This is a genomic window from Streptococcus oralis (genome assembly GCF_021497945.1).
GTDB classification, from domain to species: domain Bacteria; phylum Bacillota; class Bacilli; order Lactobacillales; family Streptococcaceae; genus Streptococcus; species Streptococcus oralis_BR.
Map to the genome: position 1 here is coordinate 1,439,391 of NZ_CP046524.1, position 25,646 is coordinate 1,465,036.

Sequence of the window (25,646 nt, forward strand, 5' to 3'; positions counted from 1 at the left end):
TCCTTCTATCTTTTCTCGATAATTTCATCTACTGGCAAGCGGTAGCTTGGTTCCAATTTTTCATCTGTGTAACCCACTGTGATCAAAAGTTCTGGACGGAATCGGTCTTCGATTTCTAAAACTTCGTTGGCTTTTGATTTGTCAAATCCAAGGATAATATTAGAACCGATTCCTTGGTCTGTCAAAGCGAGAACCAAGTTCATGGCAACCAAACCTGCATTGAGGGCTAGGTAGTCACTGACTTGTTGCTCACTGTAACGCGCAAACTCGGCAGGCAAATTCTTCATAAAATATTGAAGTTGCTCTTCAGAGAAGTTCTTTGCACCACCAACGCGGGCAATCTTGCGGGCACGTTTGGCAAAGTCTGTATCTGTAAATAGGGCAATGGTTACAGGCGCTGATGATACCTGCTCAAAGTTCGAACCATAAGCCAATTTTGCCAGTTCGGCATTTTTCTCACGAACAACCACAAACTTCCATGGTTGGCTGTTGTGGGCACTTGGGGCTAAAGTTGCGATTTCGATAGCCGTACGCACATCTTTGGGATCTACCGGTTTATCAGTAAAATGCTTGGTCGCATGACGTTTTTTATTTAATTCAAGAAATTTCATAATCGATTTCCTTTTCTAATTCTACTGCTTCCATTCTACCATAATTTGAAAGAGCTTGCAGAGATTTTTCATAGAGTTAGTACTTCTTTCAAACTCTCTACTACTAATTTGGAGCTATTTAAGTAGGTATCACTTTAGATTTGAAGCAATCAAAAAGCAGGTGATAATTCACCTACTTTCTCATATTATTGACCAGATGTGTATGGAGCAACTGCTTTATACGCTGACTCCAGCGCTTTCTTCATTGTGTCACGTCCAGTTTTCAACTGTTGAACAAATAGAGTACGCGTTTGTTCTGGCACTACTGTATCATCAGAACCAATACTTGAAAGGCTTTCGTTAAATGACTCTCTTACAGTCTCCATAGACTTAAGCGCTGGTTCAACTTGGGCGTTATATGCTTCTTTTCCACTCTCTGGAATTTTTTCCCCAATTTCAACTGCATGCTTTTTATAATTGTCGACTAGTTTACCAAAAACTTTCTTCACATCTCCAACAGTTTTAGCATTGTCAATTTCTTCATCGGTGATCAAAACAACCTCATTATTTTCTGTCTTTGAACTAGACGTTGTTGATGAGGTCTCTGAAGAAGTTTGCTCTACAGAACTTGAATTTTTAGTCGAAGAATCAGACGTTGTTTTCCCTGAACATGCTGCTAAAACAATAACAGATAAAAGAGCCATACTGGCTGTAATAATTTTCTTCATAATGTTCTCCTTTATATTAAGAATTAAGTCCATTCTATAACAAAATAATTTCAATGTCAAACTTTAGCTAAACCATTTTTTCTAAATAATTCGACTACAAGCCTCACTTCCAAATAAGAGCGTCCATTTTATTTCTAACTTTGCAGGAAATCAAAATAATCCTTCACATCTTCTACATACCCATGCTTTTCAATTAAACTAGCTAAGAGTTCTAGATTGTGCCCCCGATAGTTGCCTTCTCGGCGTAGTTCTTCATACATTTCGATAAAGGGGAGCCCCTTGGATTTGGCCAATTCCCACTCCGCTTCATAGTCATAAGCGACTTTACGAAAATGGATATTGACCAATTCCCCATCCTCAACTTCTATCACGGCATACTGGGCACGGTGATTTTTTAACTTTTCCCAATCAAAATAGGGCATGCCAATCGTACCTGGATTGATGATTTGTTGTCCTCGGCTTCCATAACGAAGCAACTGCTTGTGGACATGACCATAGACTGCCACGTCCGTTTCCTCATCTAGGAGTTGGTCAAATTTATCTGTATCATTGTCAACCAGCAAGTCTCCTCCATAGTTCTTATCAGGCAAATTATGAGAAAGAGAAAAGCGTAGTCCGTCAACTTCTTTCTTTTCTAGCAAAGGTAAGCTTCGTAGCCAGACAATCGTTGCAGGATCCATTCGCTCCATCAAATACTGGGTCATACGCAAGAGCTGAACTTCCTGTGGGTCTTCTAAGCCATATTGCCCATCTAAAGCCTCTAAGACACAATCATCCCAATTGCCTCGAACACTTGCAGTGATAGGAAGATCCTTTAGTAGAACAACCAGATCATTTGCACCTGGACCAGGGAGGAAAATGTCTCCCATGAGCCAATATTCACTGACTCCCTGAACTTTAGCATCTGCAATCACTGCTTCTAAGGCAGTCACATTTCCATGAATATCTGATAAAATTGCAATTTTATGGTTCATGATGGTTTCCTTCCGTTTGGTAATCTACTCTCTCTTCCGCCACTTGAGCCAACTCCACTTCTCCCTGAGGGTTCAACTTTCTTTTCACATCTTCTGCGACTGCTCTTGGCACACCCACTTCGACAATTTCATCCACACTGGCTTCCTTGATTTTAGTGAGAGATTTAAAATGCTTCATGAGATTCTGCTTGCGTTTAGGTCCCAGACCGTCAATCCCATCCAATTGAGATGAAAAAGAATTTTTGGAGCGCAGTTGGCGGTGGAAAGTGATAGCAAAGCGGTGTACCTCATCTTGGATGCGTTGGAGGAGGAAAAATTCCTGAGAATTACGAGACAACTCCACCACTTCCAGTGGATCTCCGAAGAGCAGTTCATGGGTTTGGTGCTTATCATTCTTTTGCAGACCTGCAATTGGGATATCCAAACCTAGCTCTTCTTGGATGACTTGCTTAGCTATATTGACTTGACCTTGCCCCCCATCGATGACGATCAAATCTGGCGGGGTTAAACCCTCACGCTGAACTCGTCCATAACGTCTGCGGATAACCTCACGCATACTAGCATAATCGTCTGGACCCACAACCGTTTTTATCTTGTACTTTCGGTAGTCCTTCTTACTCGGTTTGCCATTGACAAAGACTACCATAGCTGAAACAGGGCTAGTTCCCATTATATTAGAGTTATCAAAGGACTCGATACGTACTGGGGTCGGGATTTGGAGCAAGCGTCCCAGATTTTCAATAGCTCCTTGGGTCTTTTCAACAGATTTTTCTAGCAGATTGAACTTCTGCTCCAGACTAACACGAGCATTTTTTATGGCTAGATTGACCAGTTGTTTTTTCTCTCCACGCTGGGGTTTGAGAATCTTGGTATCCACCAAGGCCTTGACTGCTTCTTCATCGATATCCTGCGGAATCAGCACTTCATTGGGAACCAGGTGGGATTTTTCTTGATAAAATTGCCCCACATAGGTCAAGAAGTCCTCATCCGGATCATTGTAGTAAGGGAAGAGATTGACATCCCGCTCGATGAGTTTTCCCTGACGAACAAAGAAAACCTGGACACACATCCAACCCTTGTCCACATAGTAGCCAAAGACATCGCGATTTTGAAGATCCTTAGCCATAACCCGTTGCTTGGTCCGAAGCGTTCCAATGGCCTGAATCAGGTCACGGTATTCCGCCGCACGTTCAAACTCCATACTTTGAGCTGCCTTTGCCATCTTCCCCTTGAGGTCATCGATGATTTTGTCATCCTGTCCTTTTAGGAAATCAGAAACCTCCTGAGCCATAGACTTGAAATAAGCCTCATCCTTCTTACAGATAGTATGGGCCATACACTGGCCGATATGGTAGTAAAAACAGACTTTAGAGGGCGGGTTGGTACACTTACGAAAAGGGAAAATCCGATCTAGAAGCCGCTTGATTTCATTAGCTGCTCCCACATCTGGGTAGGGGCCAAAGTAGAGACCACCGTCCTTTTTTACCTGACGGGTGATGATCAAGCGAGGATAACGCTCATTGGTGATTTTGATAAAAGGATAGGACTTATCATCCTTGAGCATGATATTGTACTTGGGCTTGTTTTCCTTGATAAGGTTAATTTCCAGCAGAAGGGCTTCAATATTAGACTCAGTGACGATAAATTCAAAATCCACAATCTCAGATACCAGAGCTTCCGTCTTGGTATCGTGACTCCCACGAAAATAGGATCGTACGCGGTTGCGCAGATTTTTGGCCTTTCCGACATAAATAATGGTGCCATTTTTATCCTTGTGAATGTAACAACCGGGGCTGGTCGGCAAGAGCTCCAGTTTTGATTTGATCAAGTTATTCATAGTTCCATTATAGCAAAAAGGCCGTAACAGGACGAACAAAAAGCCCCACCAATCACTTGTTGGAGAAGCTTTGATTTCTTTTAAGATTGCACCGACTTCATCTAGTCGCTACTGGTATAAAGTTCTTGAACAGCTGTCACATCCTGAGGCTGAATTCCATAGTAGGAACCTGCTGGCTGCATGACAGAAGTTTCGTTGGTATGATCCAATCCGATGGCATGCCCCAACTCGTGCTCCGCCGTATGCACGATCCGTTCATAAGAATAACCATAACTTGGATTGGATAGATAATAATGATTCAGGCGAACCGTTACAGATATAAATTGATTGGTCAAGAGATTGGTTTGACTCTCGGCTTGACCAGCTACAGCTGTTGATCCATCATTCATTTCACTTGCCACAATATCTGCTTGGCTAGAATCCGCTACCACCTCAAAGGTAAAGGCTCCCGTTTGATTCCAGTTCTTTATCGCTTCTGCATAAGCAACTTGGAAAGTCTCATCCATCTGAGGGTCAATATAGATACGGGCTGAAGCTTGAGCCCACTTGCCTTGCGCGTGTTGGTGACTGTCTGTCTGAGACAAGACTTCCAGCCTTCCCGTCTCCTGCCATTGATTCCAGCCACCTTGACCAATCTGGCTCATTTTTTCAACCTGATTGACCGCAGAATGAAAATCACCTGTCAGATACCAAACCACTCCAAAGGCAATGAGCAATAGAATGACCACGGTCCAAACCAGACGCCAGAAGAAACGCCAAATTCCCAAAAGAAATCGGAAAAATAATCGAATAATCCAGAACATGACGCTCCACCTTTCATAAAAATAAGAATCTATCTTAAAATCGATGGTATCCCATAATCAAGATAGATTCTCTATTTTACTGAATAAAGCTGAAAGAAACCTAAAACTAAGATAAGCGTTCTTCCAAGGCAAAGTCAATTGGTAGAGTAGCCAAAAAACGCTCCAATTGTTTTTCCCAGTAGTACCACTCGTGCTTACCTGGACTATGACTATAGGTCACCTCAAAACCAAGGCTTTTGAGGTTTTTCACTGCGAGATTATTAGCAGAGTAGAGATAGTCTTGCTCTCCACACCAAGCCCATAGTTTGGTCTTTTTATCGGATTTTGCAGCCATGCTTTCAAGCGAATGAGGACTAGCTGTCCAGTCTTTAATCTCTCCAAAAACTCCTCTCCAGTAGGCAAGCGAGCCCAGATCCTGACTTTCAGGAGAAAATTCCTGAAAACTAAGCGCACCAGAAAAACTAGCCGCATGAGAAAAACGATTTGTCGCTAGAGCGAGTTTGAAGGAACCATAGCCACCCATGGACAGACCTGCTATGAAGGTCTTTTCTCGCTTGCTGGTCATATTGGGGAAGAAACGTTTCATAACCTGAGGCAACTCTTCTGCTAGAGCAGTAAAGTAGTTAAAACCATACTGAGTATCTGTGTACCAGCCATTGTTTGTATTGGGCATGATAACAATGAGATTGGTCCCGCGCAACAAGCGTTCGACATTGGTACGTTTGAACCAGCTATTTTGGTTTCCTGACATTCCGTGCAAAAGATAAAGGACAGGAATATCTGTGCAATCTGATTCAGTCACCCGACTAGCATCCGGATAGAGTACGGTAACGCCCCACTCCATATCCAAAACTTCTGAGTAATACTCAATATTCATAACTGCCATGGTTTTCTCCTTTTACTATTCTATAAGAAAAAGCCGAATTTCGACTTTTTCTGTAGGTATTCTGCTTATTATTTTGCTTCCATCACGACTGGCAAGATTGCTGGGCGACGCTTGGTTTGATCAAAGAGGTACTTGGTCAGATTGTCACGAACCTTGCCTTTGAGATCTGCCCAGTCAAAGTCATCACCTTGAAGATACTCTTCAACCGTTTGGTTAATCAATTCTGAACTTTCACGGAGAATGTCGCGACTCTTCTTAAGGTAGATAAATCCACGCGTATGAACACGAGCCTTAGCCACAATCTTCTTCTCACGACGGTTGACAGTGATAGCCACGATAAAGATTCCATCCTCTGACAAGACCTTACGGTCACGAAGGACGACATTCCCAACATCACCGATGGCATTTCCATCAATCAAGACATCACCAGCAGAAACTGATCCAGCTGGGACAAAGTCTCCATGTTCATAGGACATGGTCGTTCCCTTTTTAGGGATGAAAATGCGTTCTGGCAACATTCCAACTGCCATGGCAGCCTTGGCATGCGCATCCAACTCACGATATTCCCCTTGAATAGGGAAGAGGTAGTTTGGTTGCAAAAGATTGATCATCAACTGCAAATCACGCGCATTCCCGTGTCCAGACACTCGCAAGCTTTGGGTAATGAGTTTCACCACACCACCAGCTTGGTAGATCATATTTTCCACACGCGCCATAACAGCTTCTTTGGCGATAGATGGAGTCGTTACGATATAGACCAAATCCCCATCTTTGATTTCCACATAACGGTGGCGTCCAATGGACATCTTACGAAGTCCATTGATAGGCTCCCCCATACGACCAGTCTCAAGGATAATCAACTCATGGTCTTCAAATCGAGACATTTCTTTGGGTTTGATCAAGAGACTTTCGTTGGCTAGAGACAATTTCTTGAGGCGAATCGCTGTTCGGACAATATTTTCAACATCAAAACCAGTCAGAACAACTCGGCGACCTGTATCTGCAGCTGCATCAAAAACCTGCTGGATACGAGAGAGGTTGCTGGCAACTGCCGCAACGATGATACGACCTTCCCAGTCCGCAATGGTCTGCGTAATCTCGTCTCCAACTTCACTCTCGCTCGCCACCTGTATATTGCTATCCGCATTCGCAGAATCACTGAGAAGCGCCAAGACACCCTCACGACCGATTTCTGCCAAACGGGCAAAATCCGTCGCATAGGATTTACTAGCCGTCTGGTCAAACTTGAAGTCACCTGTATAAACAATGCTGCCTTTGGGAGTTTTCAAGACGACTCCCAAACTTTCTGGGATGGAGTGAGTTGTACGGAAGAAGGAAACTACAGTTCCTCCAAAGTCAATCTCCGTATTTTCATCAATGACATGGAAGTCATTGAATTTCTTAACCGTATCATTTCCTTTGACAAAGAGTTTTGCCAACTCGATGGTCAACTCAGAGCCAAATACAGGCACCTTAGCCTCTGCCAAAAGATAAGGCAGGGCACCAATGGCATCCGCATGCCCGTGGGTCAAGAAGACCCCAGCGATACGGTCGCTATTTTCAAAAAGGTAATCCATGTTTGGAATGACGACATCAACCCCCAGTTGTTCATTTTCAGGGTATTTAAGCCCCGCATCTAAAACAAAAATTGAATCGCCAATCTCAGCAATGTACATATTTTTCCCGTTTTCACGCACACCACCTAGTGTTGTTAAACTGATATTACTCATTTTCCCTCCGAAACTTAATTCATCTTGATTATAGGGTAGATTTGCCCTCTTATTCTAAAAGTTCTAAAACTTTCAGCCGAATCTTTTCCTACCATTATACCATTTTTTTGATGATTTTCAAAATGAAGATTTGTTTTCAAAAAAGAGCTGGTTGCCCAACTCCTTCCTATTCTTTAGTTTTCTTCCATTAAAAAATTATACATTTCTTGCACGGTCCCCAGTGCCATCATTTCTTGATTTTTTACAGTTTGTTTGAGATTTTGGTAAATATGACTTTCAGCAATCTCCCTTTTCGGCGCTTCTTTATTGACTGTCATGACACCATCTTTGATAGTTACAAAGCCCAGTTCTTCAAATACTTGAATCATCTTGACCAGCAAGATTTGTTGGATATTGAGATAAGCCGCCAAATCCTTCAGCTTATAGCGAATATCAAACTCTGGAAACTGGTAAATGGTCTTGTACAATTTAGTAAACTGCTCTCTGGTCCCATAACCTGTAAGATAGTAGGCCTTGTCAATGTCATTTTTGAAATAGACAGCTGAGAAATTCTGTTCCTGAAAAATAGTCTTCAGTAAGGTAATATCCTCAGGAATGGTTTTTACGACAACCGCCTCACTATTCACCAATTTTGGCACCTCTCCAGAGAAATCCAAGACTGGAACCCCTTCTGGCAATACTGCATTCTTCCCACGAATGTTAAAGAGTTGAACGCCTTCCACACGCGCATCTACCATCATCAACTGGAGGGCAGTTTGGCCATTCCATTGATTGACAGACAAGGTGACTGCCAATTCTAAGTTTTTTGTTTGAGCAAATTCTGTTGCCCATCTACCTTGACCAAAAGCCACCACTTCAAAACTCGCCTCACCCTTAGAAATTTTCAGTTTGAGGTGGGCATTACCTGCCCCCATGGTTCTAGCGCTTTCGACATGAAAATCCTTGATATAAAAGATAGGTTTCTGATTGTCCATTCCAAAAGGCGCCAAGCGTTCAAAGCTTTTGACCGTTTCTAAACTAAGAGTCTCCAAATCCAACTCCTCATCTAGATTTAACTTATTCTTGCCACTAGTATCTGCGCCTTTTTCACGGACATAGTCTTCCAAGACCTGAGATAAATCTGAAAGATTCTCAACTTCCAGCGTCATTCCTGCTGCACCAGCATGGCCTCCAAAGGCTATAAAGAGATCTCGATGGGGATCTAGAGCTTCAAAAATATCGACCGCTTCCACACTGCGAGCGCTACCCTTGGCACGACCGTCTTCTATATTCAGAACGATGACTGTCTGACCCAGTTCTTCCAGCAAGCGCCCAGCAACGATACCCAGAACGCCAGGATTCCAGCCTTCCTTGGCCAAAACCTGGACCTTCTTCTCAGGATCCACCATGGGCTTGGCTTCTTCATAGATAGACTGGACGATTTCCTTACGTTCTTCATTTTTCTGATGAATCATGAGGGCAATCTCATGCGCTTCCTCGTCGTCAAACCCAGTCAGCAAATCAATAGCTGGATTGGGGTCGTCCAAGCGGCCTAAGGCATTTAAACGCGGCGCAAGCTGAAAACCAACCGTTTCTTCTGTCACTTCATTAGCAGTAATCCCAGCCATGTCCAGCATTTCTTGTAGTCCAATGCGCTGAGTATGCCCCAACATTTCCAGACCATATTGAACCAAAATACGGTTTTCATCCGTCAAACTTACCATATCCGCAATGGTACCGATAGCGACCAAATCGAGCAACTCCACTTGCACTTCCTCTAAAAGGGCGCAAGCCAGCTTGAAAGCCACTCCGCAACCAGCCAACTGTTTGAAGGGATAGTCCGCATCTGGATGCTCGGGGTGAACAATCGCATAGGCATCTGGCAAGGTTTCAGGCATGGAATGGTGGTCGGTCACAATGACATCTACTCCCATGGACTGGGCCAGTTCAATGGCCTCGTGACCAGCAACTCCATTGTCCACTGTCACAATCAAGGAAATTCCCTCTTGCTCGATAAAGTATTTATAGACACTGGCATTGGGACCATAGCCATCAGTAAAACGATTGGGCAAATAAACACGGCACTCGGCGCCAAGCTGCTCCAAACTTTCCTTAATAATCGAAGCTGAAGTCATACCATCCGCATCGTAGTCTCCATAGATAAGAATGTTTTCCCCTTCTTCAATAGCCTGACGAATCCGTTCCACTGCCTTATCCATATCATGGAGCAGATAGGGATCATGTAAGTCCTCTAAAGAAGGTTCTAAAAACTTCTTTAGACTTTCTTCATCCTGAATCCCTCTTTCAAATAATAACCGAGCCACCTCAGGACCCAGCCCAGCCTTCTTGGCTATCTTTGTAAAATCCGCATCTTCAACCTGCGGGGCAAACTGCCATTCATAAGTAGGAGTTATCAAAAAAACATCCACTCTTTCTAAGAATTCTATCGTTTCATTATAACACGATTTAGGCATTTTCTCTATCCAGATTGCTTTTTTATAAAATTTTTGTGAATTTTTTTCAGATATGATTTGACAAGAACACTCTTTTGTTGTAAAATCATGTTATAAAATCTAACACAAAGGAGATCTCTCATGGCTTTAGTAGAATTTAAACACGTCGAAAAATATTATGGAGACTACCACGCGCTCCGCGACATCAATCTCCGTTTTGAAAAAGGACAAGTTGTTGTCCTGCTTGGACCTTCTGGTTCTGGGAAGTCCACTCTTATCCGTACCATCAATGGTTTGGAGGCTGTTGACAAAGGAAGTCTCCTAGTAAATGGACACCAAGTAGCAGGTGCTAGCCAGAAAGATTTGGTGCCTCTTCGTAAGGAAGTCGGCATGGTTTTCCAACATTTTAACCTTTATCCACACAAAAATGTGTTAGAAAACGTAACACTAGCACCCATAAAAGTTCTAGGAATTGATAAAAAAGAAGCTGAAAAAATAGCCCAAAAATATCTGGAATTTGTAAATATGTGGGACAAGAAAGATTCCTATCCAGCCATGCTATCTGGTGGACAAAAACAGCGGATCGCCATCGCTCGTGGTCTTGCCATGCATCCGGAGCTACTTCTCTTTGATGAGCCAACATCTGCCCTTGACCCTGAGACTATCGGTGATGTACTAGCAGTTATGCAAAAACTGGCTCATGACGGGATGAACATGATCATCGTTACCCACGAAATGGGCTTTGCTCGAGAGGTTGCGGATCGCATCATCTTTATGGCCGACGGAGAAGTTTTAGTGGATACGACAGATGTCGATGACTTTTTCGACAATCCAAGCGAACCTCGTGCCAAACAATTCCTCAGCAAAATTATCAACCACGAAAGTGACAAAGTCAAATAAGGAGGCGCCTATGAAAAAGAAATTCTTTTTATCAGCATTATTGATTAGCCTTTTCGGCCTTGCTGCTGCAAAACCAGTTCAGGCCGACACCAGCATCGCAGATATTCAAAAGAGAGGCGAGCTAGTTGTCGGTGTGAAACAAGACGTTCCTAATTTTGGTTACAAGGACCCCAAGACAGGGACTTATTCTGGTATCGAAACGGACTTGGCCAAGATGGTAGCCGATGAGCTTAAAGTCAAGGTTCGCTATGTGCCTGTTACAGCGCAAACTCGTGGACCACTTCTAGACAATGAACAGGTCGACATGGATATCGCAACCTTCACCATCACAGACGAGCGTAAAAAACTATACAACTTCACCAGTCCCTACTATACGGACGCTTCTGGATTTTTGGTCAATAAATCCGCCAACATCAAAAGTATTGAGGACTTAAACGGTAAAACTATTGGAGTTGCCCAAGGTTCCATCACCCAACGCTTGATTACCGAACTGGGTAAAAAGAAAGGTCTAACCTTTAAATTTGTAGAACTTGGTTCCTACCCAGAATTAATTACTTCCCTTCACGCTCACCGTATTGATGCCTTTTCTGTAGACCGTTCTATCCTATCTGGCTACATCAGCAAACGCACAGAACTACTAGATGATAGTTTCAAGCCATCTGACTACGGTATTGTTACCAAGAAATCAAATACCGAGCTAAACGACTATCTTGATACCTTGGTCACTAAATGGAGCAAGGATGGTAGTTTGCAGAAACTCTATGACCGTTACAAACTTAAACCATCTAGCCATACTGCAGATTAAGGAGGACACCCCATGACAGATTTATCATCTTGGACAGCCTATTTTCAGGATTTTGGACAATTTTTCAATGGTTTCCTCTTCACCCTTGCCCTAGCGATTGGTTCCTTTATCCTCGCCATGGTTTTGGGCATCTTCTTCGGGGCCATGTCAACTAGCAAACGCCCATTCTTGCGTGTTTTGGCTCGTATCTTTGTCGAATTTTACCAAAATACTCCCCTCTTGGTGCAGTTTGTCATCGTCTTTTATGGTTTACCTCTTATCAGTGACCATACCATCATGATTCCGATTTATTGGACAGCTGTTCTCTGCGTGGGACTCTATCACGGCGCTTATATCGCTGAGGTTATTCGTTCAGGGATTCAGTCTATTCCTAGTGGTCAGATGGAGGCCGCCTTATCGCAAGGTTTTACCTATATCAGTGCCATGCGCTTGATTATCTTGCCTCAGGCCTTCCGTATCATTCTCCCTCCTTTGACCAACCAAATCGTTAACCTTATCAAGAATACTTCAACTGTTGCTATCATCTCTGGAGTAGACTTGATGTTTGTGACCAAATCTTGGTCGGCTCTCAACGGAAACTATATCCCAGCATTTCTAGGTGCTGCTCTACTCTACTTTGCCCTATGCTTCCCTGTTGCCCAGTTTGGTCGCAAGATGGAGCAAGCCAACAAAAAAGCCTATTCACTTTAGGAGATTACTATGGAATCTATTTTAGAAGTTTTGACCCCAGATAACCTAATCTTTATCTTTAAAGGATTTGGCTTGACCCTCTACATTTCTCTGATTGCTATCGTCCTCTCGACCCTTATCGGAACAGTACTAGCCGTCATGAGAAATGGGAAAAATCCTATCTTACGGATCATCTCCAGCATTTATATCGAGTTTGTACGTAACGTTCCCAACCTCCTCTGGATTTTCACCATTTTTTTGGTGTTTAAGATGAAGTCCACACCAGCAGGTATTACTGCCTTTACCCTTTTTACCTCAGCAGCCTTGGCTGAGATTATCCGAGGTGGTCTCAATGCCGTGGACAAGGGTCAGTACGAAGCGGGAATGTCGCAAGGATTCACTTCAGCCCAAATCCTCTACTACATCATTCTCCCACAAGCTATCCGTAAAATGTTGCCAGCCATCATTTCTCAGTTTGTAACTGTGATTAAGGATACCAGTCTGCTCTACTCTGTTATCGCTCTACAAGAACTCTTTGGCGCCAGTCAAATTCTCATGGGACGTTATTTCGAACCAGAGCAGGTCTTCAGTCTTTATATCCTGATTGCCTTGATTTACTTTATCTTTAACTTTGCCATTTCTAGCCTGTCTCATATGCTAGCAAAACGTTGGCAACAAGCCGCAGAATAAAAAAAGAAATGTGAACTCAAAACAAGGGTTCACATTTTTTGCTATAAATGAAAAAGGGCAACTCAATGCTATGCAAACGTTTTACTTTTTGGTAAAATGACTTTAAAAGCATAAAGCAAGGAGAAAAACAATGATTCAAGACCTTTACAAAGAATTCTCTCAACTGGAACAAGTAGAAGCTATCGCTCTTGGTGGTTCACGTGCAGGACAAGACTACGATCAAAATTCTGACTATGATGTCTATGTCTATCTCAACTCTTCTATTGATGAGGCGACTCGCCTAAAAATTTTGAGCAAATACTGCTCCTATATGGAAATTGGAAACCAGTTTTGGGAGTTAGAGGATGACTGCGTACTAAACAACGGTATCGAAATCGAGTTGATTTATCGTTCTCTGGAGTCGTTTGAACAAGAACTAAACTCAACTGTTTTTCAGCATCAAGCTCAAAATGCTTATACAACTTGCATGTGGCACAATCTACTCCACAGCAAGATTCTATACGATCCGCATGGACGCTATGCTTCGCTCCAAAGAGCCTATCAGATTCCCTATCCACAGGAACTCAAAAAGCATATCATTGAAAGGCAACTCCTTTTGCTAGAACAATCCATGCCTGCCTTCTCTCACCAAATTGAAAAAGCTATCAAACGCCATGATCTTCTCAGTGTGAATCATCGTACGAGTGAATTTTTTGCTTCCTACTTTGACTTGCTGTTTGCGCTCAATGAGCAAACCCATCCTGGTGAAAAACGAATGTTGGAGTACGCAAAGACCAATTGTACTCTCCTCCCTAAACAATTTGAAGAAACTATTCGCAAGTATTTCCAACTACTCTATCAACCACAACAAGGAGAGCAAGCGATCGTAACCTTGCAAACTATCCTGAAGGAACTAAAAGCCATTTTGCCATAGACCAAAAAGAAAATGTGAACCTCTGTTGTTGTTCACATTTTTATTTGTCGTTGACTGTAAAATTCTAGTCTACTCATATTCAGTTGCCTATTTTTGGCTCTCTCTGAAAATCTGTAACTAGGTTAGAAATTGTTCAATTGATTGACGAGCAATCATGAAGCCGTTCCAAAAACCGCACTCACAATCACTTACCCTGCTCTTTCATTACTAGTGACACTTTTTCCCTTAGGGTTACTACAGGATTTTTTAGAGATTCTAACAAGAATTACAATATGAATTTTACATATTACCATAGAATACCTCTATAAGAGAAAATCAGAGCTAAAATCAACAAAACATAGAAAGCGATAAAAAGCCATCTCATCTTCACACATAGAGCAATATATTCTCTAATAAAGGCCGATGGAATATAGTAGGCAGCTGTACGGCAACCAAGGCCATCTCCCTTCATCCCAATACGGCGAGCATAGGTACTGGTACGAAAAACATGGTAATCATTGGTCACAAAAAGAAAACGTGGACTAGCCACCAGCTTCTCACCCATTTCTTTTGAGAAGAGAAGATTCTCATAGGTCGTCGTTGAGTCTTCCTCTAGGAGAATGGCTTCTCTCGGAACATCCGTTTCTTTCAGCAAATAATTACAAATTGCCCGAGCTTCGGAAATCTTCTCATCCCCACCTCGACCACCACTAGCGATGATTTTAACATTGGGATTGAGAGACTGGTGATAAGCCTCAACTGCCTTATCAATGCGACTCTTTAGTAAGGGAGTCACTTTTTCTCCATTCAACAAGCCTGCTCCGTGAATGATGATAAAATCATAATGTTTTTTCTTAGGAATGAAGAGATACAAGATTGAGTATAACAGAAATCCTGCAAAGGCAAAACCAAAAATCAAATACGAATAAATCAAAAAGAAAAAGATAATATTCACTAGATGATTGGTGTAGAACAAACCATTGGTATCGCTCATTCGGATTGCCATGATCACAAAAAAGAACAGAATCACACACCCTAGTCCAAGAGACAAATAATTTGCCTTGGATTTCCCTTCTTTCTTCAATAACACAAATCCGTTATAAATAAGGAAAAAGCCGCTTAGAAAAACTAAAAATGGAAGCAAGAAAAAAATCACTGCAAATAAAATCATGTGCACTTCTTCTTGCCCAGCTTCATAAAAAAGATTGGCAATAGACAGGTAAGAAAAGAGCAGAGATAAAAGCAAGAGAGCCGGATTCCAGAGACTGCGATTGTCCCTAAAAAAAGTACATAGTTTTCTCCTTTGATGACTACATTGTACCATAATTATAGCAATAGAAAAAGAGGACTCTAGCCCTCTTACTTTGTCATTTTATCCTGAGCATCTGCCACAACCTGAGCCAGACTCGTCTGACGAAGCTGGTTTTCCATCGCTAGTTGGATATCCAGCAATTTTTGATCCAAGACTTGATGGATATTGGCCCCTACTGGACAGTTGGGGTTGGGATTGTCATGGAAACTAAAGAGTTTACCAGATTTCCCTAAACATTCGACTGCCTGATACACATCAAAAAGACTGATATCTTGTAAGTCTTTGAGAATCTCGGTACCGCCGGTACCGCGCGCAACTGATATCAGTTCAGCTTTTTTGAGTTGGGACAAGGTTTTGCGAATAATAACCGGATTGACCCCAACACTGGCCGCGAGAAAATCACTGGTTACCTTGCTTTCCTGGCCCTTGATAGCAATGATAATTAGCATATGGGTCGCAATGGTAAATCGACTTGAAATTTGCATTTTATTCCCCTTTCACCTGAGATTCTCATCATCTCTCTTCTCATACTCATTATACCCCTTTTTGATGTCATGTCAATCATTACTACTATCTAACCATGCATCCAACTCAATATCATGCCCCTGTTCTTGGGCAATCTCATACAGAAGTTCCTGATTATGAGTGTGGTGAATCCCATTTACCAAACTTTCATAGTAGATCTGGAAATAGGGAAGCTTTAAATCTTTGGCCAACTGCAATTCGGCTTCTACATCATAATCCACTCGACGAAAATCAACATCAGCCAAACCTGCTTCATCAAACTCTAAGATCATATACTGGGCCCGCAGGTCCTTACGTAATCCCGCATCTAAAAAGAAGGGTTGCCCAATCGAACCTGGATTAAGAATCAACTGTCCATCACTTCCATAACGAAGCAACTGTTGATGAATATGGCCATATACTGCGATAGAGGCGTGTGGATTCGTCACCAATCTATCAAAATCTTCTTGCTTTCCCGTATGAATCAACTCTCTACCCCAGTTTTTATCAGGGAGATGGTGAGTGATTCCTACCATCAAATCACCAAACTGACGATGAACTTGCATGGGTTGATTGTGGAGGTCTTCTATTTCTTTAGGGCTAATCTCTTCTAAAATGTACTGACTTTGGCGCAGGAGATAGCGATGACTAGCTTTTGTTGGATCTAACTTGCGATGCAAACCACGCCAGAGACTATTCTCCCAATTACCCAGAACTCTTACTGTGATGGGCAAATCAGCCAAGAGGTTCAAAATCCTTCTACGTCCTGTTCCAGGCATAAGAATATCCCCCAAAAGCCAGTACTCATCCACCTTTTCCGCTTTTGCATCAGCCAGTACAGCTTCCAAGGCGCTTGTATTCCCATGTATGTCTGAAAGAACTGCTATTTTGGTCATTCTTTCTCCTTACTCTCTTACTTCTTTTGTTAGTATTATAACAAAAAAATTCAGAAAGCTTATTATTTCTGCCTATCATAACATCTTGTAAGAGCTTCCAAATCGTGCTATAATATAGGTAGAGAGTTCCCCTTCATTTAGGATCATGTGGTCTTCAACATCTCTCTATTTTTGCAGATTGGAGGACTATTGCCATGCGGAAATATCTTAAGTATATTCCATACTGCCTTGTCATTTTCTTCTTTTACTGGCCCCTCTATGAGCTATTCTCACTACTCATCACTGACCCATATACACTGAAGGGACTGTACATTTACAACATTCTCCTCTTTTCACCTTTGGCAACCTTCATCGTGTCCCTTCTTTATAGCTACCGTTTCCAATTCTCACTGTGGTGGCTGCTTGGTGTCGGATTGCTCTATTGCTTTACCATCATCACTTTTAATGAATTCATTCTCGTTTATTTCCTAGCTTATGAACTCTTTGCCCTACTTGGTATGGCTTCAGGTTCGGGTATTAAATACATGCTACAGCGAGGAAAAAATAAAAAACTTTCACAAAATCCTTGAAAAATCTCGCAATCATGCTATAATAATGCATAGAGACAAGTCACTTAGTCCCTTTCTACTAGAGAGTGCGTGGTTGCTGGAAACGCATAGAGAGCCTAAACTGATACTACTCTACTGACTTTTATGCAAACATAAAACGGTGGCTACGTTAAAGCCAATCTGAGGTGTCCCTCTTTTTTGAGGAACATAAATGAAGGTGGAACCACGTTGCGACGTCCTTTCGAGGATGTCGCTTTTTGTTTTGTCAGAAGGAGGAAGAACGATGCTTTATATGATTGGCGGATCACCTTGCAGTGGAAAGTCAACAATTGCCTCACTTCTTGCTAGACAATATCAACTACTTCATATCAAACTGGATGATTTGATAGAAGAGATGATGAGTCAAGAAAGTGCAGACTCACAGCCAGTTTGCCTTCTTAGGCAGGATAGAAATCCAGAACAAATCTGGATGAGAAATCCAGAAGAGATGGCAGATGAAGAATGGCACTTTTATGAAGAGATTTTTCCTTATGTAAAATCTTACTTGATAAAAAATCAAAACAGACCTCTCTTGGTGGAGGGAGCAGGACTTTTGCCTCACTTGGTAAAGGAGCTTGAATGTCAAGCATCATCCTATCTATGCTTGACTCCGACAGCTGATTTTCAAAAAAAGCACTATAGACAGAGAGAATGGGTTCCTTATGTCTTAGAGGGTACAACCAACCCTGAGCAAGCTTTTGAAAACTGGATGCAACGAGATATTCTTTTTGCTCAAATGGTTCGTAAGGAAGCGATGAAATTAGGCTATCCTAGTCTCGTAACAGATGGTAGTCAACCAGAAAATCAGACTGCAGAAGAAGTTGCTCGGCTCTTAAAATTGTCCAACAAAAATAGAATAAATATTTAAGGAGAAAACCATGATTAAGATTACTTTCCCAGATGGCGCTGTTCGTGAATTCGAATCTGGCGTTACAACTTTTGAAATTGCTCAATCCATCAGCAATTCCCTAGCAAAAAAAGCTCTTGCCGGTAAATTCAACGGCAAACTCATCGACACTACTCGTGCAATCACTGAAGATGGTGCCATTGAAATCGTGACGCAAGATCACGAAGATGCTCTTCCGATCTTGCGTCACTCAGCTGCTCACTTATTTGCCCAAGCAGCTCGTCGCCTTTTCCCAGATATTCACTTGGGAGTTGGTCCAGCTATCGAAGATGGTTTCTACTATGATACAGACAACCAAGCTGGGCAAATCTCTAACGAAGACCTTCCTCGTATCGAAGAAGAAATGCAAAAAATCGTTAAAGAAAACTTCCCATCTATTCGTGAAGAAGTATCGAAAGATGAGGCCCGTGAAATCTTCAAGAACGACCCTTACAAGTTGGAATTGATTGAAGAACACTCTGAAGACGAGGGTGGTTTGACTATCTACCGTCAGGGTGAATACGTGGACCTCTGTCGTGGCCCGCACGTCCCATCAACAGGCCGTATCCAAATCTTCCACCTACTCAACGTAGCTGGTGCTTACTGGCGTGGAAATAGCGACAACGCTATGATGCAACGGATCTATGGTACAGCTTGGTTTGACAAGAAAGACTTGAAGAACTACCTCCAAATGCGTGAAGAAGCTAAAGAGCGTGACCACCGTAAACTGGGTAAAGAACTAGACCTCTTCATGATTTCTCAAGAAGTTGGTCAAGGTTTGCCATTCTGGTTGCCAAACGGTGCGACTATCCGTCGTGAATTGGAGCGTTACATTGTCGACAAGGAAATCGCTGCAGGCTACCAACATGTTTACACTCCACCAATTGCCTCAGTGGAACTCTATAAAACTTCTGGTCACTGGGATCACTACCGTGAAGATATGTTCCCAACTATGGACATGGGGGACGGTGAAGAGTTTGTCCTCCGCCCAATGAACTGTCCTCACCATATCGAAGTTTATAAACACCATGTACACTCATACCGTGAATTACCAATCCGTATCGCTGAGATTGGCATGATGCACCGATATGAAAAATCTGGCGCCCTTACTGGCCTTCAACGTGTACGTGAAATGTCCCTAAATGATGGTCATACTTTTGTAGCTCCAGAACAAATTGAGGAAGAATTCAAGAAAATTCTTCAATTGATTATCGACGTGTATGAAGATTTTAATTTGACAGATTACCGTTTCCGCTTGTCTTACCGTGATCCTGAAGATAAACACAAGTACTTTGACAACGATGAGATGTGGGAAAATGCACAACGCATGTTGAAAGCAGCTATGGATGATATGGAACTGAACTACTTTGAAGCTGAAGGTGAAGCAGCCTTCTACGGACCAAAATTGGATATCCAGGTTAAAACTGCCCTCGGTAAAGAAGAAACCCTTTCTACTATCCAGCTTGACTTCTTGCTTCCAGAACGTTTCGACCTTAAATACATCGGAGCTGATGGTGAAGAGCACCGTCCAGTTATGATCCACCGTGGGGTTATCTCAACTATGGAACGCTTTACAGCTATCTTGATTGAAAACTACAAAGGTGCCTTCCCAACATGGCTTGCACCACATCAAGTGACCCTCATCCCCGTTTCTAACGAAAAACACGTGGACTACGCATGGGAAGTGGCTAAGAAACTCCGTGACCGTGGTGTCCGTGCAGACGTAGATGAGCGCAATGAAAAAATGCAGTTCAAGATCCGTGCTTCACAAACCAGCAAGATTCCTTACCAATTGATCGTTGGTGACAAGGAAATGGAAGACGGAACTGTCAACGTTCGTCGCTATGGACAAAAAGAAACACAAACTGTCTCAGTTGATGACTTTGTTCAAACTATCCTTGCTGACATCGCTAACAAATCACGCGTTGAGAAATAAGAATCTAGCACAAAAGCCTCCAATCGGAGGCTTTTTCTCATCTCTTTTTACTCAATAACGAGCTTCACTTCAGCGAATTTGATACGTACTGTTGTTCCTGCCCCAACCTCAGACTCAATACGAATCTGGTGGCCCAGTTCTTCAGAAATTTTCTTAGATAGGTAAAGACCAAGTCCAGATGACTGCTGGGTCAAGCGTCCATTGTAGCCTGAAAAGCCACGTTCAAAGACTCGGAGCACATCGCTGTTTTTAATCCCGATTCCCGTATCCTTTATACAGAGCTCCTGGCCTTCCATATAAATCTCTAGCCCACCTTCCTTGGTGTATTTGAGACTGTTTGAGAGGATTTGTTCAATGACGACCAACAGCCACTTCTTATCGGTCACGATGATTTTGTCAAGGTCATGGAGATTGAGCGCCAGTCCTTTTTGGATAAAGAAAAGAGCATACTTACGAACCACTTCCTTCACCAGATCCTCCACTTGAACCTTTTCAAATACCAAGTCATCGTGGAAGCTTTCCAAACGAAGATACTGCAACACCAGATTGGTATAGGAGTCAATCTTAAAGATTTCCTGTTCCAGTTGCTGCTTGACCTCCCGATCAGAAACTTCTGCCACTAAAAGTCGACTAGCCGCAATGGGGGTCTTGATCTGATGAACCCACAAGGTGTAGTAATCAAGCAAATCCGTCAGCTTGCTCTGAGCCTCAGACTTCTTTTGATACAATTCAGATTCACGCTCTTCGAGCTTTTCTGCTAGCGCACATTCCAGAGGAGACTTGGGGTCTCGCTCAGCATAGAGTACTTCCTGCCGGTAAACCTGAGCTTCTGCAAATATATCCCAAGCCAAAAATAAGAAGGTCAAAAAACTACTGAGCAGAAAGAAATAAAGAAAATAAGTTCCTAGACTAGCAAATAAAAACTGAAAGAGAAGGACAAGAAAGCCTAATGAAAAAATATAGGTAAAAACGCGACTGCGAGAACGCAGATAGGCTAGAAAAAATGATTTCCAATCAAGCATGTTTCAGTCCGTATCCTATCCCTTTCTTGGTTTCGATAAAGCCTGCCAAGCCTTGTTCCTCTAGCTTTTTGCGCAAACGAGCAACATTGACAGACAGGGTATTGTCATCGATGAAAAAGTCACTGTTCCAGAGTTCCCGCATCAGATCATCACGCGCCACGATATTGCCCGCATGTTCAAACAGCACTCGCAAAATTTGAAATTCATTCTTGGTCAAACTCAGAACTTCCCCCTGATAGTGCAGGTCCATAGACTTGGTATTGAGGATCACACCCGCATACTCCAGTAGACTTTCATCCCGCCCAAATTCATAGGAACGGCGCAACAAGCCTTGTACCTTGGCAAGGAGCACCTGCTGGTCAAAAGGCTTGGTCACAAAGTCATCTGCTCCCATATTGATCGCCATGACGATATCCATCGCTTGATCTCTCGAAGAAAGAAACATGATGGGCACTTTGGAAATCTTACGAATCTCCTGACACCAGTGGTAACCATTAAAAAGAGGCAGTCCAATATCCATGAGGACCAAATGAGGTTCTGACTGAACAAAAAGGCTCAATACTTCCATAAAATCTTCTACCAAAACGACCTCAAAGCCCCACTCAGAGAGTAGTTTTCCCACTTGTTGCCGAATAACCTGGTCATCTTCTACTAGTAAAATCTTGTGCATGCGCTCCTCCTTTGTTCTTATTATAACAGATTTTCCCTATGGATAAAACGCAAACCTGTATTTAAATCACCTCGCTAGTAGTATAGCAAAATCTAACAAGCCCACTAGCTAATTCTAGGTAAATGTGATAGGATAAACATAGAGAAAGGAGCTTTTATGGCCAATATTTTTGACTACCTCAATGATGTAGCATACGATTCCTTTTATGACCTCCCCGTGAATGAGTTAGATGTTCTTGCCTTGACTGAGTTGACCTATCTTGCTTTCGATGATGTAGTCACTCAAGAACCAAAGCGTCTCATAGATCTAGCACCTCAAATTCCTAGAGACACGACGATGTTGACCAATAAAAACCGTCTCCAGTTGTTGGATCAACTCTCTCAACACAAACGCTTTAAAAATTGCAAGCTCTCAGACTTTATCAACGATATCGATCCTGAATTGCAAAAACAGTTTGCGGCTATGACTTATCGTATCAGTCTCGATACCTATTTGCTTGTTTTTCGCGGGACGGATGACAGCATCATCGGTTGGAAAGAAGATTTCCATATGACCTATATGAAGGAAATCCCAGCTCAAAAACATGCTCTTCAGTATTTAGAGGACTTTTTTGCCCAACATCCTAACCAAAAGGTTATCCTAGCAGGACACTCAAAAGGGGGCAATCTAGCTGTCTATGCTGCCAGTCAACTTGATCCAAACTTGCAGAAAAACATTATCGCTATCTATACTTTTGATGCCCCTGGACTTCACAAGGAACTAACCGAAACACCTGGCTATCAAAACATGATGGAAAGAACGAAAGTATTTATCCCACAAGGGTCTATCATCGGGATGATGCTGGAAATTCCGGATAAAAAAATCGTCGTTCGAAGCACCGCCTTAGGTGGCCTTGCCCAGCACGACACCTTTAGTTGGCAGATTGAAGACAAACACTTTGTCCAACTAGACGAGACCAATAGTGATAGTCAGCAAGTCGATACAACCTTCAAGGAATGGGTTGAAACAGTTCCTGACGAAGAACTGCAGCTCTACTTTGACCTCTTTTTTGGAATCATTCTCGATGCGGGCATCTCCTCTATCAACGATCTTTCTTCCTTCAATGCCATTGAACACATTCATCAACTCTTTGTACAAGCTCAATCCCTCACTCCCGAAGAAAGAGAAACCATGGGGCGCTTAACCCAACTCTTGATTGACACCCGATACCAGGCTTGGAAAAATCGTCAAGGCACGAAAAAGACTTTCTGATACCCTAAGCATTCTCTTCTGTGTTATACTGATATCAGTACATTCTTTGAGAGAGGAAATCCTATGAAAATCCATAAAACCGTGAATCCTGTTGCCTATGAAAACACCTACTATATAGAGGGAGACCAACACCTGATTGTGGTTGACCCAGGTAGCCATTGGGAAGCCATTCGCAAGACTATCGAGAAAATCAACAAACCCGTCTGTGCGATTCTGCTGACCCACACCCATTACGACCATATTATGAGTCTGGACTTGGTGCGTGAGACTTTTGGAAATCCTCCAGTTTATGTAGCGGAAAGTGAAGCCAGCTGGCTCTATACTCCAGTTGATAATCTTTCTGGCCTCCCTCGTCACGATGATATGGCAGATGTGGTCGCAAAACCTGCAGAACACACCTTTGTCTTTCATGAGGAATACCAGCTTGAGGAATTCCGTTTTACTGCCCTACCAACCCCAGGCCACTCTATCGGTGGTGTTTCCCTCGTTTTTCCTGATGCCCATCTAGTCTTGACTGGAGATGCTCTTTTCCGCGAAACCATCGGACGGACCGACCTTCCTACAGGTAGTATGGAACAACTTCTCCATAGCATTCAAACTCAACTATTCACCCTCCCTAACTACGACGTCTATCCTGGACACGGGCCAGCTACGACCATCGCTCACGAAAAGACCTTCAATCCCTTTTTCTAGCAAGCAAAAAACCAAGGATAATTTCCTTGGTTTTTGTCTTACCAAATAATCACACGGTCCTCTGGTGAACGCCACATACCATCGCCTTCTTTGACATCATAGGTTGTAAAGAAGTCATCGAAGTTTGGCACTTGCACATTGACACGGAGTTTGGCAGGCGCGTGCACGTCGACACTGGCCATGAGTTTCATCAACTCAGGACGGCCTTTCATACGCCAGATACGAGCAAAGTTGTGGAAGAATTCTTCAGCTGAGAAGTCTGGTTCTCTCTTAGCAGCTTCAAGGGCTGCAGCAATCCCGCCCAAGTCAGCAACATTTTCTGATACAGTTAGTTTCCCGTTAATCGTTGCGCCGTAAGATTCTTGTCCATCAAACTGGTCAATGACTTTCTGCGTTTTTTCTTTAAAGGCTGCATAGTCGCTCTCCGTCCACCAATCCTTGAGGCTACCATTTTCATCAAAAGAAGCACCATTTGTGTCGAAAGCATGAGAGATTTCGTGGGCAATAACAGCACCAATCCCTCCGTAGTTGGCAGAAGACGACTGATGCAAGTCATAGAATGGAGCCTGTAAAATAGCAGCTGGGAAAACAATTAAGTTCTTCTGAGGATTGTAGTAGGCATTGACCATGTGAGCAGGCATGCCCCACTCCTTGTAATCAACCGGTTGGTTCCACTTGCTCCAGCTGTGCTTGATTTCCACACGCGCAAAGGATAGGGCATTCTCAAAGAGACTGGCAGTTTCGTCCACGACTTTGTCCTTGTAGCGTTCTGGCAATTCCTCTGGATAACCGATATAAGGCTTGATGACATTGAGTTTGACAATGGCCTTGTCACGTGTTTCAGGCGTGAGCCAGTCGTTCTTGGCCAAGCGTTCCTTATAAACGTCAATCATAGTCGCTACTTTTTTCTCTACGTCTGCCTTAGCTTCTGGGGAGAATTTTTCATGCGCATACCAGAGACCAAGAGCTTGCTTGAAAGGACCTTGGGCCAAGTGATAAGCTGCCTTGACCTTGTCCTGAGCTTCTGGAACACCTGAAAGGGCACGACCATAGGCACCTGACAGGACACGAATCTCGTCTGTGAGATAGCTTGTTGAGAGATTCACCACACCCAAAATCAAGGTTGCTTTGAGTAGAGGCCACGCTTCTTCACTATAGAATTGGTCTGCTGCTTGCCAGAAACGTTCTTCATCTACGATGACCTTGTCTGGAGTTTGTCCAAGAACTGCTTGGAAGAAATCATCCAAAGGTAGGGCAGGGGCAAATTTCTTGAAATCTTCATAAGCATATGGATGGTAGAGTTTGGCATATTCTGAACTTTCTTCGTTAGAAAGCACCACAGCTGCAATGCGACGGTCCAATTCTAATCGTTTCTCTAGTAAGTCTGCGATTTCCTCATCTGAAAAATCATAGGCTTTGAGAAGATTCGTAGTACTTTCCTTCCAAAGAGTCAAGAGCTCCTCACGCTGAGGATGGTCTTCAGCGTAGTAAGTTGTATCTGGCAAGATAGTTCCTGGTGCACTGGCCCAAAGAACATTGATTCTGGCATCCATAAAGTCTGGTGATACACCAAATGGAAGGAAGTTCGGCTTCCCTGCTAGTTCAAACTCTGCCAGTTTACTGGTAAAATCTGCAAAACTCTCCAAGTCTTGGTATTCCTTGAGCATTGGCAAAACAGGCTTGATCCCATCTGCTTCTCTCTTGTCAAAATCACGCACCATACGATGGTACTTAACAAAGTTGGCGAGGATAGCATCCTCTGGAACCTCTTCACCCGCCAACCACTTGTCCGTAGTCGCCAGCATCAACTCTTCAATTTCCTCGTCAAGGTCAATAAAACCACCTGTTCGTGATTTATCAGCTGGAATCACAGCTGTTTTTTCCCATTCGCCATTAATAGCGTCATAAAAATCATCTTGATAACGTGTCATCTTGTTCTCGCTTTCATATTTT

At 42.9% G+C, this 25,646-nt stretch carries 24 protein-coding genes; 10 read left to right on the forward strand and 14 right to left on the reverse strand.

Annotated elements, in window-relative coordinates; translation table 11 throughout:
- Positions 1-5 precede the first annotated feature (5 nt).
- From GOM47_RS07330 to recJ, 8 genes are all read right to left on the reverse strand, one after another.
- Positions 6-611, reverse strand: coding sequence for a nitroreductase family protein (locus GOM47_RS07330; protein ID WP_235080364.1), 606 nt, complete (start codon positions 609-611; stop codon positions 6-8).
- Positions 612-796: 185 nt separating this feature from the next.
- A complete protein-coding gene (locus tag GOM47_RS07335) occupies positions 797-1,318 on the reverse strand; it encodes a hypothetical protein (protein ID WP_235080365.1) in 522 nt (173 codons plus the stop codon).
- 134 nt (positions 1,319-1,452) lie between these two features.
- On the reverse strand, positions 1,453-2,292 hold the full coding sequence (locus GOM47_RS07340) for a metallophosphoesterase family protein (RefSeq protein WP_235080366.1): 840 nt from the start codon (positions 2,290-2,292) through the stop codon (positions 1,453-1,455).
- Entirely contained in the window at positions 2,282-4,129 is a 1,848-nt protein-coding gene (gene uvrC / locus GOM47_RS07345; protein WP_235080367.1) for an excinuclease ABC subunit UvrC, read from the reverse strand. Before uvrC ends, GOM47_RS07340 begins: the two co-directional genes overlap by 11 nt.
- 101 nt (positions 4,130-4,230) lie before the next feature.
- Positions 4,231-4,932, reverse strand: a complete 702-nt coding sequence (locus tag GOM47_RS07350) for a M57 family metalloprotease (RefSeq protein WP_235080368.1) — start codon at positions 4,930-4,932, stop codon at positions 4,231-4,233.
- 106 nt (positions 4,933-5,038) lie between these two features.
- A complete protein-coding gene (locus GOM47_RS07355; protein WP_235080369.1) occupies positions 5,039-5,818 on the reverse strand; it encodes an alpha/beta hydrolase in 780 nt (259 codons plus the stop codon).
- A gap of 68 nt (positions 5,819-5,886) precedes the next feature.
- Positions 5,887-7,548, reverse strand: coding sequence for a ribonuclease J (locus GOM47_RS07360; protein ID WP_235080370.1), 1,662 nt, complete (start codon positions 7,546-7,548; stop codon positions 5,887-5,889).
- A 173-nt stretch (positions 7,549-7,721) separates the two neighbouring features.
- The gene (gene recJ / locus GOM47_RS07365; protein WP_235081284.1) at positions 7,722-9,944 is read right to left on the reverse strand and encodes a single-stranded-DNA-specific exonuclease RecJ; all 2,223 of its coding nucleotides are present in this window, start codon (positions 9,942-9,944) and stop codon (positions 7,722-7,724) included.
- A 177-nt stretch (positions 9,945-10,121) separates the two neighbouring features.
- Here recJ and GOM47_RS07370 point away from each other — a divergent pair, with 177 nt between their 5' ends.
- The 5 genes from GOM47_RS07370 (at position 10,122) to GOM47_RS07390 (ending at position 13,957) form a co-directional block, all read left to right on the forward strand.
- Positions 10,122-10,880, forward strand: coding sequence for an amino acid ABC transporter ATP-binding protein (locus GOM47_RS07370; protein WP_084921371.1), 759 nt, complete (start codon positions 10,122-10,124; stop codon positions 10,878-10,880).
- A 10-nt stretch (positions 10,881-10,890) separates the two neighbouring features.
- Positions 10,891-11,685, forward strand: coding sequence for a transporter substrate-binding domain-containing protein (locus GOM47_RS07375; RefSeq protein ID WP_235080371.1), 795 nt, complete (start codon positions 10,891-10,893; stop codon positions 11,683-11,685).
- Positions 11,686-11,697: 12 nt separating this feature from the next.
- The gene (locus GOM47_RS07380) at positions 11,698-12,375 is read left to right on the forward strand and encodes an amino acid ABC transporter permease (RefSeq protein WP_049501479.1); all 678 of its coding nucleotides are present in this window, start codon (positions 11,698-11,700) and stop codon (positions 12,373-12,375) included.
- Between the two features lie 9 nt (positions 12,376-12,384).
- Positions 12,385-13,044, forward strand: coding sequence for an amino acid ABC transporter permease (locus tag GOM47_RS07385; RefSeq protein WP_235080372.1), 660 nt, complete (start codon positions 12,385-12,387; stop codon positions 13,042-13,044).
- 130 nt (positions 13,045-13,174) lie between these two features.
- The gene (locus tag GOM47_RS07390) at positions 13,175-13,957 is read left to right on the forward strand and encodes a DUF4037 domain-containing protein (RefSeq protein WP_235080373.1); all 783 of its coding nucleotides are present in this window, start codon (positions 13,175-13,177) and stop codon (positions 13,955-13,957) included.
- Positions 13,958-14,243: 286 nt separating this feature from the next.
- On the opposite strand, the gene GOM47_RS07395 is transcribed toward GOM47_RS07390, so the two are convergent.
- From GOM47_RS07395 to GOM47_RS07405, 3 genes are all read right to left on the reverse strand, one after another.
- Positions 14,244-15,260, reverse strand: coding sequence for a YdcF family protein (locus tag GOM47_RS07395; RefSeq protein WP_235080374.1), 1,017 nt, complete (start codon positions 15,258-15,260; stop codon positions 14,244-14,246).
- Positions 15,261-15,295: 35 nt separating this feature from the next.
- A complete protein-coding gene (locus GOM47_RS07400) occupies positions 15,296-15,733 on the reverse strand; it encodes an Rrf2 family transcriptional regulator (protein WP_001167377.1) in 438 nt (145 codons plus the stop codon).
- Positions 15,734-15,805: 72 nt separating this feature from the next.
- Positions 15,806-16,648 carry a metallophosphoesterase family protein gene (locus GOM47_RS07405; RefSeq protein WP_235080375.1) on the reverse strand — a complete coding sequence of 281 codons (843 nt, stop codon included), beginning with the start codon at positions 16,646-16,648 and terminating at the stop codon, positions 15,806-15,808.
- 194 nt (positions 16,649-16,842) lie between these two features.
- On the opposite strand from GOM47_RS07405, the gene GOM47_RS07410 reads away from it, so the two are divergent.
- From GOM47_RS07410 to thrS, 3 genes are all read left to right on the forward strand, one after another.
- Complete coding sequence (locus GOM47_RS07410) at positions 16,843-17,217, forward strand: hypothetical protein (RefSeq protein WP_235080376.1); 375 nt, start codon at positions 16,843-16,845, stop codon at positions 17,215-17,217.
- A gap of 262 nt (positions 17,218-17,479) precedes the next feature.
- A complete protein-coding gene (locus GOM47_RS07415; RefSeq protein WP_235080377.1) occupies positions 17,480-18,103 on the forward strand; it encodes an AAA family ATPase in 624 nt (207 codons plus the stop codon).
- Between the two features lie 10 nt (positions 18,104-18,113).
- Entirely contained in the window at positions 18,114-20,057 is a 1,944-nt protein-coding gene (gene thrS / locus GOM47_RS07420) for a threonine--tRNA ligase (protein ID WP_235080378.1), read from the forward strand.
- 47 nt (positions 20,058-20,104) lie between these two features.
- On the opposite strand, the gene GOM47_RS07425 is transcribed toward thrS, so the two are convergent.
- Together GOM47_RS07425 and GOM47_RS07430 are read right to left on the reverse strand one after the other, a co-directional pair.
- Complete coding sequence (locus GOM47_RS07425) at positions 20,105-21,079, reverse strand: sensor histidine kinase (protein WP_235080379.1); 975 nt, start codon at positions 21,077-21,079, stop codon at positions 20,105-20,107.
- Complete coding sequence (locus GOM47_RS07430; protein WP_000548981.1) at positions 21,072-21,749, reverse strand: response regulator transcription factor; 678 nt, start codon at positions 21,747-21,749, stop codon at positions 21,072-21,074. The genes GOM47_RS07425 and GOM47_RS07430 overlap by 8 nt, the downstream gene beginning before the upstream one ends.
- Before the next feature lie 156 nt (positions 21,750-21,905).
- Between GOM47_RS07430 and GOM47_RS07435 the strand changes: the two genes are divergently transcribed.
- The gene (locus GOM47_RS07435) at positions 21,906-23,000 is read left to right on the forward strand and encodes a DUF2974 domain-containing protein (protein ID WP_235080380.1); all 1,095 of its coding nucleotides are present in this window, start codon (positions 21,906-21,908) and stop codon (positions 22,998-23,000) included.
- Positions 23,001-23,063: 63 nt separating this feature from the next.
- Complete coding sequence (locus tag GOM47_RS07440; RefSeq protein WP_235080381.1) at positions 23,064-23,693, forward strand: MBL fold metallo-hydrolase; 630 nt, start codon at positions 23,064-23,066, stop codon at positions 23,691-23,693.
- A gap of 38 nt (positions 23,694-23,731) precedes the next feature.
- On the opposite strand, the gene GOM47_RS07445 is transcribed toward GOM47_RS07440, so the two are convergent.
- Positions 23,732-25,624: a M13 family metallopeptidase gene (locus tag GOM47_RS07445; RefSeq protein WP_235080382.1), complete on the reverse strand. Its 1,893-nt coding sequence runs from the start codon at positions 25,622-25,624 to the stop codon at positions 23,732-23,734.
- Between the last annotated feature and the right edge of the window lie 22 nt (positions 25,625-25,646).

Bases quoted from the DNA above. Each gene is read 5' to 3' on its own strand.
- GOM47_RS07410 (WP_235080376.1), top strand. From the start codon at position 16,843: ATGCGGAAATATCTTAAGTATATTCCATACTGCCTTGTCATTTTCTTC.
- GOM47_RS07340 (WP_235080366.1), bottom strand. From the start codon at position 2,292: ATGAACCATAAAATTGCAATTTTATCAGATATTCATGGAAATGTGACT.
- GOM47_RS07445 (WP_235080382.1), bottom strand. From the start codon at position 25,624: ATGACACGTTATCAAGATGATTTTTATGACGCTATTAATGGCGAATGG.
- GOM47_RS07440 (WP_235080381.1), top strand. From the start codon at position 23,064: ATGAAAATCCATAAAACCGTGAATCCTGTTGCCTATGAAAACACCTAC.
- GOM47_RS07330 (WP_235080364.1), bottom strand. From the start codon at position 611: ATGAAATTTCTTGAATTAAATAAAAAACGTCATGCGACCAAGCATTTT.
- GOM47_RS07390 (WP_235080373.1), top strand. From the start codon at position 13,175: ATGATTCAAGACCTTTACAAAGAATTCTCTCAACTGGAACAAGTAGAA.
- GOM47_RS07400 (WP_001167377.1), bottom strand. From the start codon at position 15,733: ATGCAAATTTCAAGTCGATTTACCATTGCGACCCATATGCTAATTATC.
- GOM47_RS07430 (WP_000548981.1), bottom strand. From the start codon at position 21,749: ATGCACAAGATTTTACTAGTAGAAGATGACCAGGTTATTCGGCAACAA.
- GOM47_RS07395 (WP_235080374.1), bottom strand. From the start codon at position 15,260: ATGGTACAATGTAGTCATCAAAGGAGAAAACTATGTACTTTTTTTAGG.
- GOM47_RS07375 (WP_235080371.1), top strand. From the start codon at position 10,891: ATGAAAAAGAAATTCTTTTTATCAGCATTATTGATTAGCCTTTTCGGC.
- GOM47_RS07405 (WP_235080375.1), bottom strand. From the start codon at position 16,648: ATGACCAAAATAGCAGTTCTTTCAGACATACATGGGAATACAAGCGCC.
- GOM47_RS07380 (WP_049501479.1), top strand. From the start codon at position 11,698: ATGACAGATTTATCATCTTGGACAGCCTATTTTCAGGATTTTGGACAA.
- GOM47_RS07355 (WP_235080369.1), bottom strand. From the start codon at position 5,818: ATGGCAGTTATGAATATTGAGTATTACTCAGAAGTTTTGGATATGGAG.
- GOM47_RS07350 (WP_235080368.1), bottom strand. From the start codon at position 4,932: ATGTTCTGGATTATTCGATTATTTTTCCGATTTCTTTTGGGAATTTGG.
- GOM47_RS07360 (WP_235080370.1), bottom strand. From the start codon at position 7,548: ATGAGTAATATCAGTTTAACAACACTAGGTGGTGTGCGTGAAAACGGG.
- thrS (WP_235080378.1), top strand. From the start codon at position 18,114: ATGATTAAGATTACTTTCCCAGATGGCGCTGTTCGTGAATTCGAATCT.
- GOM47_RS07425 (WP_235080379.1), bottom strand. From the start codon at position 21,079: ATGCTTGATTGGAAATCATTTTTTCTAGCCTATCTGCGTTCTCGCAGT.
- GOM47_RS07435 (WP_235080380.1), top strand. From the start codon at position 21,906: ATGGCCAATATTTTTGACTACCTCAATGATGTAGCATACGATTCCTTT.
- GOM47_RS07385 (WP_235080372.1), top strand. From the start codon at position 12,385: ATGGAATCTATTTTAGAAGTTTTGACCCCAGATAACCTAATCTTTATC.
- GOM47_RS07415 (WP_235080377.1), top strand. From the start codon at position 17,480: ATGCTTTATATGATTGGCGGATCACCTTGCAGTGGAAAGTCAACAATT.
- GOM47_RS07370 (WP_084921371.1), top strand. From the start codon at position 10,122: ATGGCTTTAGTAGAATTTAAACACGTCGAAAAATATTATGGAGACTAC.
- uvrC (WP_235080367.1), bottom strand. From the start codon at position 4,129: ATGAATAACTTGATCAAATCAAAACTGGAGCTCTTGCCGACCAGCCCC.
- GOM47_RS07335 (WP_235080365.1), bottom strand. From the start codon at position 1,318: ATGAAGAAAATTATTACAGCCAGTATGGCTCTTTTATCTGTTATTGTT.